Origin of the sequence: Paenibacillus sp. FSL F4-0097, from assembly GCF_038593125.1 — a bacterium.
Taxonomy (GTDB): domain Bacteria; phylum Bacillota; class Bacilli; order Paenibacillales; family Paenibacillaceae; genus Paenibacillus_AQ; species Paenibacillus_AQ odorifer.
The window spans coordinates 839,893-854,923 of sequence record NZ_CP151965.1; the positions used below are offsets into that span (position 1 = coordinate 839,893).

The window sequence follows — 15,031 nt, forward strand, 5'->3', positions numbered from 1 at the left end:
GGATAGGGACAGGAGGAAGAGGAATGAGTTTTGTTGCTGTAAAAGGGGAGTACAAGCGTTACAAGATGGGCGAGAATGTAATTGTCGCGAATGACGGGATTGATTTTGAGATAAAAAAAGGTGAATTTGCCGTGATCGTCGGCCCAAGTGGTGCGGGTAAATCTACGGTGCTTAATATTCTGGGTGGAATGGATTCCGCCGATGAAGGTCAGGTCATTGTGGATGGCATTGATATCGCCAAGTTTAGTGCCAAGGAGCTGACAGGCTACCGCCGAAATGACGTAGGTTTTGTATTTCAGTTCTATAATCTAGTGCCTAATCTGACCACACTGGAAAATGTTGAGCTTGCTTCGCAGATTTCCCCGCGTGCACTAGATGCACGTAAGGTACTGGAGGATGTGGGTCTGGGCGCGCGGTTAGATAATTTCCCGGCTCAGCTGTCCGGTGGTGAGCAACAACGTGTCGCTATCGCCAGAGCGTTAGCTAAACAACCGAAGCTGCTGCTCTGCGACGAGCCGACAGGAGCGCTTGATTATAACACCGGCAAGCAGGTGCTGAAGCTGCTGCAGGATACTTGTCGTAACACCGGGACAACGGTTATCGTAATTACACATAATCTGGCGATCGCCCCGATGGCTGACAGGGTTATAGAGATTAACAACGCTAAGGTACGGAAGATGGTGATCAATCCTTCGCCGGTATCCGTTGACGATATTGAATGGTAAGGAGAAGGCATCTATGAAAAAGCGAGCATTGTGGAAAGATATTTTTCGTGAAATTGGGCATACCAAAGCCCGGTTTATTTCGATTTTTGCAATTATTATGTTAGGCGTCAGCTTTTTTGCCGGAATCAAGGCCACTGGGCCAGATATGCTGAATACAGCTGGAACCTTTTACAAAGAGCAGCGCTTGATGGATCTGAAGGTGCAGACTAACTACGGACTGACTGAAGACAACATCGGGTTACTCAGAAATGTACAGGGGATCGATGAGATTCAGCCGAGCTATAGCGCAGATGTATTCATGGGTGATAATGCCTTAATACTTAAAGTCAATTCTTACAACACGGATAAACCACTTAATCAATACCGTATAATTGAAGGCCATCTACCGGAGCATTCCGGTGAAATCGTGCTGGACGATAAGCTAGCGGAAGAATATGCGTTGGGTGACAAGGTATCTTTCAGTGGAAACGGTACGGATGCGGAGCTGTCGAACAGCTTCGAGACACTGGAGTATACCGTAGTTGGCTTTGTTAGAAGTCCACAGTTTATTGAGCAAAGTACCCGTGGCACCAGTGGGATCGGCAAAGGTACGGCGGATGCGTTCGCCGCGATCCCGGAGTCAGATTTCAAGCTTCCGGTGTATACGGAAGCCTATCTGTCCTTTAAGGATACAACTGGGGTGAAGGCTTATTCGCCGGAGTATGAAGATCTGATCGAACAGCATACCCATGCTGTAGAGCAGGCGATGTCCGGCGTGCCGGAAGCACGGCTTGCTGAGCTGCGGGCGGAAGGCGAGAAAGAGCTTTCTGGTGGCCGCGCAAAGGTGGCCGCCGCCGAGCAGCAGCTTGCGGATTTGCAGCGCCAGCCGGAGGAAGTGCAGCAGGAACAGGCTGCAAGCATGAAGGCAATTGCTGCCGGACTTGCTTCTGCCAAGGAGGAATTGGCGGCAGGGGAGCAAAAGCTTGCAGAGCTGGAGCAGCTTAAGGTCTACGTTACTGACCGAAGCGCTAATCCGGGATATGCCGAATATAAAGATAACGCTGATCGCTTGTCGGCGATTGCGAGTGCGTTTCCTGTGTTCTTTTTCCTGATTGCTGCGCTGGTCAGCTTGACGACCATGACACGGATGGTTGAGGAGCATCGCCTGCAGATCGGGACCCTGAAAGCACTTGGTTATGCTAACCGCGACATCATGGCCAAATTCCTGGTCTATGGTACGCTTGCCAGTCTGGCGGCTTCAATTGCGGGTCTTGCGGTTGGTTTTACCCTGTTTCCGGGTATTATCTACGATGCGTATAGTGCAATCTATAACTTGCCGGATATCACGAAGAATTTCTATCTTTCGTATTCGATCATATCCGTTATCGTAGCGTTAATATGTACTACGTTGACGGCGTGGATTGCTTCACGGGTAGAATTACGCAGCAATGCTTCCGTATTGATGCGTCCGAAGGCACCAAAGAGTGGCCAGCGTATTTTACTGGAGCGGATCACTTTTATATGGAAGAGATTGAGCTTTGTCCAAAAGGTTACCGCACGGAATCTATTCCGCTATAAGCAGCGGATGTTCATGACTGTTTTCGGCGTGGCTGGCTGTACAGCGCTGATCCTGACGGGATTTGGTCTCAAGGATTCAATTGGCAGCATCGCCGGGTCGCAATTCGGCACGATTATGAAATATGATGCACTTGTGGCACTGCATGAAGATGTATCTACCGATGTGCTAAAAGCCTACGACCAACTAATCACTGGTGAATCTGCAGTAACTGGGACGCTGAGTGTGGCGCAAGAACGGATGACCGCACATGCTAGTGGTGTAAATGATCAAGAGGTTCATCTGTTCGTTCCTACCTCCGTTGACTCTCTATCCGATTTCGTGGAGTTGCATGATCGAAAGAGTGGAGAAGGGCGGATGCTTACGGATGATGGGGCTATTATCTCAGAAAAACTGGCTAAGCTGTATGGGCTGGAGTCTGGTGATAAATTGACCGTGGTGGACAAAGATAATGAGACGTTCGAGATTGAGGTCGCAGCGATTACAGAGAATTATGTAATGCACTATGTTTATATGACACCGGCGTATTATGCTTCTGTGTTCGGAGAAAAACCGCTATTCAACACAGAACTGCTGAACTACACCGCACATGATAAGACATGGGAAGATAAATTTGGTGAAAAGCTGACGGCTAATGAGGGCGTCGCTGCCATCAGCTTTTCCAGCAATGTAGGCTCCGCCTTCGATGAGACTATGAAGAGTATGGACGTTGTAACCTTGGTGCTCATTGTTTCAGCGGCGGCGTTGGCTTTTGTCGTCCTCTACAATTTGACCAATATCAATGTGTCCGAGCGGATCCGGGAGCTGTCAACCATTAAGGTACTGGGCTTCTACGACAAGGAAGTAACCATGTATATTTACCGCGAGAATATGCTGCTTAGCCTACTCGGTATTGTGGCTGGATCGGGTCTCGGCATAGTGCTGCATAGCTTCGTCCTGAAGACGGCCGAGCTGGATGCGACGATGTTCGCTCCGATCATCAAGTGGCCAAGTTATATTTATGCGGCGCTCCTAACACTGTTGTTCTCCGGTATTGTCATGGCGTTCATGCATATTAAGCTCAAACGAATCCATATGATAGAGGCTTTGAAGTCGGTGGAATAGCATCTAAAAACGCCAGAAATGCGGCTCTTTTTATGGAATAGCTTCACTGGAGTCCGAAACTATGGATCAAAGGCGATAAATGAGCAAATAGTGTCCTCGGGGTCCGTAAGGAACAGGGGATGGTTAGGACCCGACGCTATCGTTCGCTATCGGATGCCATCCGACGATTTCTGACGATATAGTTTGCTATCTGAATCTATGCCCGACGCTATCGGACCTAGATGACCTTAAACGCCGGATTATCCGCCATTTGGGATGTTATCGGACTCCATAGCAGCTATTGGCATAAAAAATGTCAGAAATGCGGCTCTTTCTATGTAATAGCGACACTGGAGTCCGAAACTATGCTTCAAAGGCGATAAATGAGCAAATAGTGTCATCTGGGTCCGTAAGTAACTGGGGATGGTTAGGAATCGCCGCTATCGTTCGCTATCGATGCCATCCGATGATTTCTGACGATATTGTTTGCTATCTGAATCTATGCCCGACGCTATCGGACCCTATCGGACCCAGGTGACCTTAAACGACGGATTATCCGTCATTTGGAATGATATCGGACTCCATAGCAGCTATTGGCATAAAAAACGCCAGAAATGATGCTCTTTCTATAGAATAGCGACACTGGAGTCCGAAACTGTGCTTCAAGGGCGATAAATGAGCAAATAGCGTCATCTGAGTCCGCAAGCAACAGAGAGCTTTGATTGGGTGATGTGCATGAGGGGATATGCGTAGATTTAGAAGTAGTTGCAGAAGTAGATGTAAAGGTAGAAGTAGAAGCAGAAGTAGAAGTAGAAGTAGAAGTAGAAGTAGAAGTAGAAGTAGAAGTAGAAGTAGAAGTAGAAGTAGAAGTAGAAGTAGAAGTAGAAGTAGAAGTAGAAGTAGAAGTAGAAGTAGAAGTAGTTGCAGATGCAGATGCAGATATTAGTTATAGGTGAACCGAATACTCGAAGCCGCTTCGCCTAGCTCCGCTTATCTACTCCTAGCCGCTCCTAGCTTAGCTAACCTAAACTCTATTGAAGCAGACAAATAAAACACAGAGCAGCGATTCTCTCGTTTGAGAATCGCTGCTCTGTTGTTTTTTTACGATACTAAAATGCATCGAACTGTCTCCTGCATAGGAAAAAGCTACTTAAGCGACATGTGCAGGATAGGAAAAGGATTACCTTGTTCGTCGAGTGCTGAACGCTCAAAAACCTGAAATCCCATATGCTCATAGAAACCTAAAGCTTGGGGATTTTGCTCATTCACATCTACGAGGTGTACGTCGAGTTCCTGCATGACATAAGCTACAAGTGCTTTTCCAACGCCTTTTCCCATTACAGCAGGTTCTACGAACAGCATTTCAATCTTATTATTCTGAACCCCTATGAAGCCAATCAACTGTTCCTCATCATCTGTAAAAGCAAACAAATCGCTTATGCCCTCAAGCGCCTGCGTGACCAGTGGCCGCAAAGCATCAATATCCTGCTCGGTTAGAAAAAGATGAGTATGCCGCACGGATGATTCCCAAATGTTCAGTAAACGGTTTAACAATTCTTCATTTCTAGTTGTGAAGCTTTTTATGGAGTCCATATCTTTCCCTCACGATTCAATCTAATTCGAAGAAGAAGCTGCAGCCGCAGCTGACGCAGCCGCTGCCCCGGCAAGAGCAGCCTGCTGAGCAATTATAATATTGGTAATGTTGGTGGAAAGCATCGTAGTTAATACGCCGGTTTGCACATCCTCCACAGATCTGAAGGCTACCAGTGCAGAAGACAAGAGCAGTAATTCCTGCTTGCCAATAGACCAGTTACCGAAGCCCTTTTTTGTACGCAAAAATTCGTAAGTCTCTGAGACATCAGTAACGATGTCCTCCTTGTTGCAAGGGAGCAGGGATAACACGCCTAGCGAGGAGAGGGTATATTCCTTGTCTAGCCGGATACCCTGTGCACGAAATGCATCTCTTAATGCCAATACACGGTCCGCTGCTTGAGGGGCTTCTTCCCCAAGAACCAATACCTGGGTCAGGGCTTGCACACTGTTGCCTGACATAAATTCGGGCTTAAGTGTTACATAGAGCTGCTCCATGCGGTCCACGCCACTCTCAACATCGATATCGGAAAGACCAAGCATAGCGGAGAAGATATAATCGTCTTGTCCGGTAAGGAAACGATGTTTTGCTTTCATACTATCGTAAAATAGCTTTGCTCGTTCTACCGTACGCTGATATCGATCCGATGTTGCATTAGCAGCGATTTGATAGGCAGCAACGACGAGATAATCAGAGGCTCTGAATTTGGCTTCCTTCATTAAATCATACACGGCAAATGTGTTTGCAAGCAGAGTTTCCTTTTCGTCAGAAAGTGAAAGCAGGGCAGCAATGCTGATCACCGAAGCCCCTCTAAATTGAGAGAAAATCCCGGTACTCTCCTTAATTAGCTCGTAGCTAGCACGAATGGCTTCGTCATCTGCAACTTTGTCCTCTACAGCATACAATAGTGCCGCTAACCGATTAACCATTGCATTTTGCCATGGAAAAGCTTTTTTGATCCTCTGAGCGTTGTCTGCGAACAATTCAAGCCTAGCTGGATATTGCTCCTTCATTGGGTACACCTCTTATCTCTACTTTTAATTCATAACATTACGAAAATCCAGTGCTGTAGATTCATTTTACTATAAAAAATAAATCGGATGCCCACGAAAGCGGCTTACCAATAAGCTAGAGGTTGTTCAGGTAACCCAATGATTGAGTTTACTATGAAGATGTTATAATAATTATAAGATGGATCGGCAGGGGCTTAAATGACAACAAAGGAGAAGTGCGACGATGACTGAGAGAATACCTGAAATCATATTGAACGATGGAGTGAAGGTGCCTGCTATTGGTTTTGGTACTTACGCGTTAAATGGTACTGAGGGAGCACAAAACATCACTAAGGCGATTGATGTTGGCTATCGTCTGATCGACACTGCGTTTAATTATGAGAACGAAGGTGCTGTAGGCCAGGCTGTTCGGCAAACTTCTGTGTCTAGGGAAGAACTGCTCATTACTTCCAAGCTGCCAGGTCGCCATCACTCTTATAAAGAAGCATTAGCCACCATACAGGAGTCTTTATTCAGAGCCGGATTGGATTATTATGATTTCTATCTCATCCACTGGCCTAACCCTAGAGTGAATTTATATGTTGAAGCCTGGCAGGCGATGATTGAGGCACGGAAGCAAGGTTTGATCCGCTCCATCGGTGTATGTAACTTTTTGCCGGAGCATATCGAGCGTTTGATACAAGAAACTGGCGTAGCGCCGAGCATGAATCAGATTGAGCTGCATCCTCATTTTAATCAGGAAGAGCAGCGTGCATGGAACAAAGAGCATGGGGTAGTGATTGAATCGTGGAGTCCATTGGGACGAGCTAGCAGCGTACTGGAAAATGAGAAAATAGCGGAAATAGGTAAGGTCCATAATAAATCGATATCGCAAGTTATCTTACGTTGGCATATACAGCTTGGGGCTATTCCAATTCCAAAGGCTTCTTCTCTAGAGCATCAGCGCGATAATCTGAATATTTTTGATTTTCAATTATCGGAAGCTGAGATGACCGTTATTTCCGCATTAACCTCGCCAACAGGTCGAATAGCTGATCAAGATCCCGCATCGTATGAAGAATTTTAATAAATTTAACTACAACACGCCAGTTATTGGCGTGTTTTTTTATATTAGGCTAGCCTCAGAATCAGTCAGCGCTTGAGTAATTTAATCTAGTCTAGTTTAGTACAGTCGTGCAAACCGTTGTTCTGTTTTATCGAGATGCTTCACCCGCTCTTCTAAGCTGCGATCTGACATCCCGGCATAATTATACCAACGGAGGTTTTTCCGTATTCCCATTTTGCGGAAGGTGCCTCTGAATAGAATTTTGGTGATGGGGTTGCCAAAAATCCAGCGATAAAAGAAGTCGGGTGTGTTCATTACGGTCAGCAGGGACACTCCTTTAATATTCGGGAGCAAGCATTTGAAGGGCCGCCCAGGTTTAGTTTCTTCGTAGACAATGCCTTTTGCGAATACCTTATCAAGAAAACCTTTGGTAAGAGCGGGCATGGCTTCCCACCATATAGGAAAAATGAAGACGATATGATCCGCTGCTATAAGACGCTGCTGATAATTGGCGATTAGCGGATCGGTGGTTTTCAATTGCCGCCAAGCAGTGAGTTCTTCGTGCGACATGACTGGATCAAATCCATCGGCATGCAGGTCGATAAGATCAATCGTATGACCTTTGGTGGTAAGACCTCGCATAACGGAGGCTAATAAGGCTGCGGAATAGCTTCGCTGATGGGGGATATTCTCGGACGCTGATGCGCCGTAGGGATGATCAAAAATAATTAAGACATTCATATAAACACCTTCTTTATGATTTATTGTTTCCTAGAAATTAAATATTAACTACGGAAACAATAATACGTTTTAAGTTTCCTTGTTGTCAATATTATTTCTAGGAAACTTTATTTATGAGCTGTATCTTGTTAAAATGAGCATAAGATGAATTTACGAGGAGACGTAACAGTGACGCATTCTTTCGAGAACTTACCTAATAAGGATATTTTGATAAAAAAATTAATAGAGAAGATTCCCCAATTACAAAAGCGATTTCAATCGGAGGATGACGAAGAGAAGGAATGGTTGATTCAGAACTGCAGTAATCCCCTTATCATTGATTTCCTCCAAGACTCCACAGTCATGATGCTGCATGTAATAGATGCAATTGGACAGCTTGAGCCGGTGAATGGCACTACCATTTCGAAGCAATTCGGAATTCCTAAAGGCAGCGTGTCCAAAATCACAAGAAGATTAGTGCAACAGGAAATTATTCGCACGGAGTTTCTCCCCGATAATAAAAAAGAAGTGCTTTTTCTTACAACACCTCTAGGGAAAGAAATATTCGATTTGCATTTAGCCCTACATAAGCAGATGAATAAAGGGATAAACCGGTTTCTACAGAGATATAACACGGATGAATTGTTATTTATAATCCAAGCCTTCGAGGATACTTTGGAAGCGTCATGGGTTCATTCGGAATCGGTTGCTGAAAAAGAACTATTAACTACCGGAGCATCTCTTGAGCCAGTGGAAAACGATGAAATGAGTCAAATCGTAGACATGCTTAACCAACTGGATACGCGCAACCTCAAAAAGGCTAAGGCAGTTCTCCAAGCTATGTTTTTTACCCCTTTTGATTAGCTTTATATTTTTTGATAGTGATTTACCAGTTGCTCTAACTTATCTTTGATTATTTGTTTTAAGGCTTCAGGTTTCACGGATGTAACAGCATGACCATATCGGATAAAATAATTAGCCAAGAAATCCTCTTCACCTGGATTATAGAATCCCTTAATGACTGTTTTCGGACCAACCTCTATTTCCATAGAAGGATAATGTTCTTTATAAAAAATATCCTTTGCTTGTTCCGCAATCTCAACTTCAAAGTCAATACTTTTCGCAGACTGATAGATTTCTAATGAACGACTAAGAAGTTCTTCTATAGAATAACGAGCCTTGCTTTCCTCTTCTTCAATGAAGGTTATTCGATCACATCTAAAAACTCTATATGTATTCGTCGCAAGCTCTATTCCAGTGGCATACCATTGACCAAACTTAGCGGAAATCCTAAAGAATTGAACAGGGTATCTTTTTGTTTGGTTTTCTTTTGTATATTCAATGTTACAGGCACTCTCATTTAGAATACTTGCTAGGATTTTATCTAAAAAACGGCTGACATGCTTATGCTGATACATTTCGAATTGCAGGACCTTTTTCATTTTGTGAATCTGGTTGATTTGTGTACTCGATAGACAGTGCTCGAACTTTTCGTTTAGCTTGTTAACACTTAGATGAAAGGGTGTGGATTGATAAGATTCTAACGTCAGCATGGCAAAATACAGCGCATAGACTTCATCTATCGTGAAAATAATAGGGGATAACAATCTGTTTTTTAGAATACCATAACGTCCGTGTCTTCCATGTTCCGCGAAAATAGGCATACCCAATTGTTCTAATGAAGTAACATCACGTAGCGCTGTGCTTTTTGAAATATTGTATTTCTCCATAAGGTTACTTAGATTAAAAAACTCTCGCCCGTTTAAGTATCTCATCATGTCATTTAATCGTTCTGATTTTTTCATATATAAAACTCCTTATAAAGGTGTCATGTTTTGATACCTTTATATATGATAATAAGTTTAAGGCCAGATATCAAATATACGAAGGAGACTTACACTATGAGTACAACACTAGAAGTAGCTATTTTCTTATCGATGAAGGGAAGAGCCAAGGAAGCTATAGAATTTTACAAAAAACATTTTAACGCAGAGGAATTGTTACGTGTCACCTATCAACAACTTGCAGAGCGTGACAGCTCCCTACAGCTTACGGATGAAAATAAGGATTATATTACTCACTCTGTCCTGTTAATCGGAAAAACAAAAATAATGATAGCAGAAGATACAATGAATACGAATGAGAAATATACAGTGGGCAATAACACTTCATTATGTATTCAAAGTGCTGATTTAGAGGGGATTGAAGGTTTTTATAAAAGCTTAATCACAGACGAGCGCGTGAAAATTATTTCTCCGTTATCCAGCAATGTGTTTAGTAAAGCCTACGGTATCATTGAGGATCCCTTTGGTATTCAAATTCAACTCATGTTTGATGAAAGATTACATTAACAACTTTGCTTCTAAAGTAAACCCAGCTCACCGTTCAGCTGATCATAATTCAGGGATTATCCTGATGTTGGTCGGCTTTTTTTGTATGTATTGAGGGCTATTTTTTTTATGAAAAACATTGAATTATTATGCATAAAGATGTATAGTGTTTTTTAATTAACGTTAATTAAGTAAGTAAGGGATGTGGAATGTCTTGACCAAAAACAAGTTGAAAGAAGTAGCGATGCGACTATTCGGAGAGAAGGGTTACGAGGGTACGGCTCTCTCTGAAATTGCGAAGGAAGTTGGCGTGAAGACTCCGGCGATCTATGCCTTTTTTGAGAATAAAGAGGATTTGTTTATGACGGTCTTTCGTGAGGCTATGCAGTCCTATAACACTTATATTCAAGAACTATCGGAAGAGCAGAAAGTATGGAGTGCGCAGGAAAGTCTACGAGGCATATTGTCTAGACAGTATGAGTTCTATCAGAAGAGCCCTGAAGCAAGCAAAATTGTACTGAGGTATGTGGTATTCCCACCGGCATTCTTAAAGGAAACGATTGAGCAAGCATTTCTAGAGTCCGACGCGATGCTGACGAAGATCATTGAACAATTCATCTCGAAAGGAATGGAAGAGGGCGTAATTCGCGATCAATCCGTGCAGCTTCTCGCAGATGCTTTTCTCAACTTGATGGATGGATTAAGCATGCAGTATTTCTATTACACTTCTAAGGGAATTTATGAGCGTAAGCTAAACCATGCGTTTGAAATGTATTGGAAAGGTGCGTCCTCATAGCGCTACAGAAGAAGATAACAACAAGGGGATGGGGAGAATGGCAGAAGTAAGTGAAGTAAAGGGGAACGAGCTTAGCTCGGGGGATTTTGAGAGAGAGCCGGTTCCAGCGCATTTGCGTAAAAAATGGCTATCTATGTCGCTCGTCTGGATCGCCATCGGGATTGACCTATCAGCGATGTTCTTGGGTGCTCAGCTTGGCAATGGAATGAATCTGACGGATTCACTCACAGCAACAATAATCGGTTCGTTAATCCTAGGGGTGATCGGAGCGTTATGTGCGTATGTAGGGGCTAAAACAGGGTTATCGACATCGATGATCTCTCGGTTTCTATTCGGAAATGTGGGTGCACGTGTCGTAGCAGTTATCCTCGGTATTTTCTCACTCGGTTGGTTTGGGGTGCAGGTCGGCTTCTTCGCTTCGAATATGCAGACTGCTTTTAGTCAATTATGGGATATTCATCTGTCCTTAGGGGTGCTTTCATTCATAGGTGGGCTTTTGATGATGTCGACAGCTATTTGGGGATATCAATCTATTGAACGACTAAGCACCTGGTCCGTACCATTGCTTATTTTGTTTATCGGAGTGGCTATTTATTCCGCGTTCCATACCAAAGGAGCTTCAGCCGTGTGGGAACCGATTAGCGGAGCAGCGATCCCGATGGGGACAGCGATCTCGCTTGTTATTGGTATCTTTATTGTCGGCACGGTGCTTTCACCGGATATCGCTCGTTGGGCGCGCACACCGAAGCATGCTATAACCGCGGCCTTTATCGGCTTCTTTGTGGGTAACAGCTTCATGACGATTGTAGCTATTTTCCTATCTCGAATTATGGACACAGATGATCTGACGAATATTTTCATTGCGCTAGGACTTGGGCTTCCAGCCATTATCGTCTTAACCCTTGCCCAATGGACGACAAACACGAACAATTTATATTCTGCTTCGTTAGGGTTCTCTGTCGTGTTCCAAAAGGTTCCGAAAAAGCTAATTACTATTGTGGCGGGTATCTTTGCTACGTTGCTTGCCGTATTTGGCATCTATGATAAGTTTTTATCTTTCCTAAATATTATTACGGTGTTTGTCTCTCCAATCGGGGGGATCTACACGTCCGAATTTTTGTTTGTAGATCGAAAGAAATTCACTTTTGAAGGTCTGGATCGCAATAAGAACTGGGTGATTCGCTCCTTAGCGGTGTGGGTTGCAGCTACGTTGTTCGCTTTTATGACAACCGCAGCGCCAGATGGATTTGGATGGTTCCAAATCACGAGCGTACCGGCATTAGATGCGTTTATGTTCGCCTTTATCGTGCAGTGGATAGTCGGCAAAATCATGACAAAGAAGGGATAACAACATGAGAAATCACAAACTAACAGAATTAAATGAACAAGCGGTGCAATACATTGCTGTTGGTGCAGCCGTTCTTGGAACAGGCGGGGGCGGTGACCCGCATATTGGTAAATTGATGGCGATGGAAGCCATTCGCAAATATGGTCCTGTTCGTTTAGTAAGTCCTGAGGATCTGGAGGACGATGCATTGGTTGTTCCTATATCCATGATTGGCGCACCTACGGTTATGAATGAGAAGATTCCTTCGATTCAGCAAATGATCAAGCCTTTGGATATGATTGAGAAAGAGCTGGGCCGCAAGGTGAGCGCCATTATGCCGATTGAGGTCGGTGGCGGTAACTCTCTGGTTCCCGTAATTACGGCTGCGGAACGCAATATTCCTATCGTAGATGCGGATGCCATGGGACGGGCTTTTCCAGAATCGCAAATGGTGACATTCTACTTGGACGGTATTGACTGCAGTCCGATTACGATGGCAGATGAACGCGGCAATGGTGTGCTTATGCATGCGATCGACGGTGTTTGGGAAGAGCGGATGGCGCGTGCGGTTACGATTCAAATGGGCGGATCAGCTTCGATTTGTGATTATCCGGTAACTGGAGCGCAGGTAAAGCAAAGTGCAATTCCACATACCTTGACGCTTGCGTATGAAATTGGAAAAACATTGTTTGAGTCCAAGGAATTGAAGCAGAATCCAATTGAAATGCTGCTGAAGCAGCTGAATGGATATGCGTTGTTCCAGGGTAAGGCAGTAGACATTCGCCGTCGTACAGAAGGTGGATTTACACGCGGTGAAGCGATCTTCGAAGGTACAGATGCTAAAAAGGGACGTACGATGACTTTGTTCTTCCAGAATGAGTTCCTTCTTGCCACAGAAGATGGACATTCAATTGCTATTACTCCTGACCTGATCTCTGTGCTTGACCAGGATACCGGTATGCCAATCACGACTGAGAATTTGAAATACGGTGCTCGGGTTAGTGTGGTTGGTTTCCCTTGTGATCCGAAATGGCGTTCACCAAAGGGCCTCGAGACGGTAGGTCCACAATATTTTGGCTATGATGCACCTTATGTTCCAATTGAACAATTGGCAGCAGAGAAAGGGGGAGCAGAGTAATGTCTCATACGAATGTAGACAACATGGAAGAAATATACCGCATTGGGATTGATGTCGGCGGGACAAATACAGATGCAGCCTTGCTCGACTCCAAGCTAAACACCATTCATACGATAAAAGTGCATACCACAAGTGATGTGAATGAAGGCATTACTGAATCCATCCGTCGTTTGTTAGCAGAGAGTAGTGTGAATCCGGTGCAGATTCGTTATGCAATGCTCGGAACTACGCACTGTACGAATGCTATTGTAGAGCGCAAGCACTTGGGGAAAGTCGGCTTGATTCGAATCGGGGCACCGGCAACAACTGCGGTTCCTCCACTTGCGGATTGGGACGATACACTTAAGGCAACGGTTTGCCCACATGCTTATGTTGTTCATGGTGGATATGAATATGATGGCCGCACGATTGTTGAAATGGATGAAGAAGAGATTCTAGACTGCTTTTTGAAAATGAAGGGTGAAGTCGAAGCGGTTGCGATCTGTGGTGTGTTCTCCCCAGTGAATACCTCGCAGGAGAAACGTGTCGAAGAACTAGCGAAGCAAGTACTTGGCGCAGATATGCCTGTGACGTTGTCTCATGAGATTGGAAGTATTGGATTGCTCGAGCGTGAGAACGCGTCGTTGCTGAACGGCGCATTACTTAACGTCATTGCTGGAGTCGTAAAGGGCTTCGAAGAGGCGCTTCACACTTATGGAATTGACGCGAGCCTATACATCTGTCAGAACGATGGAACACTGATGTACAGTGAATATGCGCTTCGTTACCCGATTCTGACGATTGCTTGCGGTCCGACGAATTCCATTCGGGGCGCGGCACACTTGTCAGGTCTGAATGATGCACTTGTTGTTGATATCGGTGGCACCACGACAGATATCGGCGTCCTGATGCAAGGCTTCCCGCGTCAATCCTCCGCTGCGGTTGAGATTGGCGGGATTCGCACGAACTTCCGCATGCCGGATATCTTATCGATCGGGATCGGCGGCGGTACAATCGTTCGCTTAGATGAAACGCAGGATCAGGTAACAGTGGGTCCGGATAGCGTGGGGTACGAGCTATTGAAGCGCGGCCTCATCTTTGGTGGTGATACGCTCACAGCAACCGATGTGGCGGTGAAGCTTAATCGATACGAGTGGAAAGATGCGCAGACTGAGGCACTTGATGAATCGATCTGCAAGAGAGCAGATGAGATCATTACGCGGGATATCGAGGAAGCGATTGATCGGATGAAGACAAGCTCAGATCCTGTTGACGTCATTTTGGTCGGTGGCGGAAGTATTCTTGTGGCAGACAAGCTTGAAGGTGTATCACGGATTGTAAGACCGGATCACTATGATGCTGCGAATGCAATTGGCGCTGCGTTAGGTGAGGTGAGCGGGGAGACAGAGCGGATTTATTCCCTGGACGAAATGTCTTATGATGAAGCTAAGGAAGATGCCCGCAGCCATGCAATAGAGCAAGCTGTTCTAGCCGGTGCAGATCGCGATACCGTTCAGATCGTATTGTCTGAGGATATTCCGATTGCATACTTGCCGGGTAATGCCTTGCTGGTAAAAGTAAAAGCGGCTGGACGTTTATAAGATGATTATGGATCTGCCTTGAGGAGTGAACTCTTCGAGGCGGATCTTTTTGTCTTTATAATTGTATTACCAAGAAAGAAAGGGGATTTAGAATAGCTGTCGAAGTGGGTTATGTACATATTTTAACG

14 protein-coding genes are annotated in these 15,031 nt (G+C 44.8%); 10 read left to right on the forward strand and 4 right to left on the reverse strand.

Annotated elements, in window-relative coordinates:
• Positions 1-23: 23 nt before the first annotated feature.
• The 3 genes from MHH86_RS03680 (at position 24) to MHH86_RS03690 (ending at position 4,319) form a co-directional block, all read left to right on the forward strand.
• Entirely contained in the window at positions 24-725 is a 702-nt protein-coding gene (locus MHH86_RS03680) for an ABC transporter ATP-binding protein (protein ID WP_036684849.1), read from the forward strand.
• A 13-nt stretch (positions 726-738) separates the two neighbouring features.
• On the forward strand, positions 739-3,384 hold the full coding sequence (locus MHH86_RS03685; RefSeq protein ID WP_076146245.1) for an ABC transporter permease: 2,646 nt from the start codon (positions 739-741) through the stop codon (positions 3,382-3,384).
• A gap of 701 nt (positions 3,385-4,085) precedes the next feature.
• A complete protein-coding gene (locus MHH86_RS03690) occupies positions 4,086-4,319 on the forward strand; it encodes a hypothetical protein (protein WP_342479643.1) in 234 nt (77 codons plus the stop codon).
• Positions 4,320-4,509: 190 nt separating this feature from the next.
• Here the strand turns inward: MHH86_RS03690 and MHH86_RS03695 are convergent, their stop codons facing one another.
• Together MHH86_RS03695 and MHH86_RS03700 are read right to left on the reverse strand one after the other, a co-directional pair.
• The gene (locus MHH86_RS03695) at positions 4,510-4,956 is read right to left on the reverse strand and encodes a GNAT family N-acetyltransferase (protein WP_076098704.1); all 447 of its coding nucleotides are present in this window, start codon (positions 4,954-4,956) and stop codon (positions 4,510-4,512) included.
• Between the two features lie 21 nt (positions 4,957-4,977).
• On the reverse strand, positions 4,978-5,967 hold the full coding sequence (locus MHH86_RS03700) for a DUF4003 family protein (RefSeq protein ID WP_076146248.1): 990 nt from the start codon (positions 5,965-5,967) through the stop codon (positions 4,978-4,980).
• 223 nt (positions 5,968-6,190) lie between these two features.
• On the opposite strand from MHH86_RS03700, the gene MHH86_RS03705 reads away from it, so the two are divergent.
• Complete coding sequence (locus MHH86_RS03705; RefSeq protein ID WP_076146250.1) at positions 6,191-7,033, forward strand: aldo/keto reductase; 843 nt, start codon at positions 6,191-6,193, stop codon at positions 7,031-7,033.
• Between the two features lie 96 nt (positions 7,034-7,129).
• On the opposite strand, the gene MHH86_RS03710 is transcribed toward MHH86_RS03705, so the two are convergent.
• The gene (locus MHH86_RS03710) at positions 7,130-7,753 is read right to left on the reverse strand and encodes an NAD(P)H-dependent oxidoreductase (protein WP_076098702.1); all 624 of its coding nucleotides are present in this window, start codon (positions 7,751-7,753) and stop codon (positions 7,130-7,132) included.
• Positions 7,754-7,921: 168 nt separating this feature from the next.
• On the opposite strand from MHH86_RS03710, the gene MHH86_RS03715 reads away from it, so the two are divergent.
• On the forward strand, positions 7,922-8,596 hold the full coding sequence (locus tag MHH86_RS03715; RefSeq protein WP_081382381.1) for a MarR family transcriptional regulator: 675 nt from the start codon (positions 7,922-7,924) through the stop codon (positions 8,594-8,596).
• Positions 8,597-8,598: 2 nt separating this feature from the next.
• Here MHH86_RS03715 and MHH86_RS03720 read toward each other — a convergent pair whose 3' ends face one another.
• Positions 8,599-9,537: a YafY family protein gene (locus tag MHH86_RS03720; protein WP_076146252.1), complete on the reverse strand. Its 939-nt coding sequence runs from the start codon at positions 9,535-9,537 to the stop codon at positions 8,599-8,601.
• 96 nt (positions 9,538-9,633) lie between these two features.
• Between MHH86_RS03720 and MHH86_RS03725 the strand changes: the two genes are divergently transcribed.
• From MHH86_RS03725 to MHH86_RS03745, 5 genes are all read left to right on the forward strand, one after another.
• Positions 9,634-10,083: a VOC family protein gene (locus tag MHH86_RS03725; RefSeq protein ID WP_038568752.1), complete on the forward strand. Its 450-nt coding sequence runs from the start codon at positions 9,634-9,636 to the stop codon at positions 10,081-10,083.
• 193 nt (positions 10,084-10,276) lie between these two features.
• The gene (locus tag MHH86_RS03730; protein WP_076146254.1) at positions 10,277-10,858 is read left to right on the forward strand and encodes a TetR/AcrR family transcriptional regulator; all 582 of its coding nucleotides are present in this window, start codon (positions 10,277-10,279) and stop codon (positions 10,856-10,858) included.
• Positions 10,859-10,895: 37 nt separating this feature from the next.
• Positions 10,896-12,206, forward strand: coding sequence for a cytosine permease (locus tag MHH86_RS03735; RefSeq protein WP_076146256.1), 1,311 nt, complete (start codon positions 10,896-10,898; stop codon positions 12,204-12,206).
• Positions 12,207-12,210: 4 nt separating this feature from the next.
• Entirely contained in the window at positions 12,211-13,323 is a 1,113-nt protein-coding gene (locus MHH86_RS03740; protein ID WP_038568756.1) for a DUF917 domain-containing protein, read from the forward strand.
• Entirely contained in the window at positions 13,323-14,903 is a 1,581-nt protein-coding gene (locus tag MHH86_RS03745) for a hydantoinase/oxoprolinase family protein (RefSeq protein ID WP_076105335.1), read from the forward strand. Before MHH86_RS03740 ends, MHH86_RS03745 begins: the two co-directional genes overlap by 1 nt.
• Positions 14,904-15,031: the final 128 nt, after the last annotated feature.

Excerpts from the sequence above, each read along its gene's own strand:
- MHH86_RS03700 (WP_076146248.1), bottom strand. The coding sequence starts at position 5,967 with ATGAAGGAGCAATATCCAGCTAGGCTTGAATTGTTCGCAGACAACGCT.
- MHH86_RS03735 (WP_076146256.1), top strand. The coding sequence starts at position 10,896 with ATGGCAGAAGTAAGTGAAGTAAAGGGGAACGAGCTTAGCTCGGGGGAT.
- MHH86_RS03740 (WP_038568756.1), top strand. The coding sequence starts at position 12,211 with ATGAGAAATCACAAACTAACAGAATTAAATGAACAAGCGGTGCAATAC.
- MHH86_RS03720 (WP_076146252.1), bottom strand. The coding sequence starts at position 9,537 with ATGAAAAAATCAGAACGATTAAATGACATGATGAGATACTTAAACGGG.
- MHH86_RS03725 (WP_038568752.1), top strand. The coding sequence starts at position 9,634 with ATGAGTACAACACTAGAAGTAGCTATTTTCTTATCGATGAAGGGAAGA.
- MHH86_RS03745 (WP_076105335.1), top strand. The coding sequence starts at position 13,323 with ATGTCTCATACGAATGTAGACAACATGGAAGAAATATACCGCATTGGG.
- MHH86_RS03695 (WP_076098704.1), bottom strand. The coding sequence starts at position 4,956 with ATGGACTCCATAAAAAGCTTCACAACTAGAAATGAAGAATTGTTAAAC.
- MHH86_RS03680 (WP_036684849.1), top strand. The coding sequence starts at position 24 with ATGAGTTTTGTTGCTGTAAAAGGGGAGTACAAGCGTTACAAGATGGGC.
- MHH86_RS03705 (WP_076146250.1), top strand. The coding sequence starts at position 6,191 with ATGACTGAGAGAATACCTGAAATCATATTGAACGATGGAGTGAAGGTG.
- MHH86_RS03710 (WP_076098702.1), bottom strand. The coding sequence starts at position 7,753 with ATGAATGTCTTAATTATTTTTGATCATCCCTACGGCGCATCAGCGTCC.
- MHH86_RS03685 (WP_076146245.1), top strand. The coding sequence starts at position 739 with ATGAAAAAGCGAGCATTGTGGAAAGATATTTTTCGTGAAATTGGGCAT.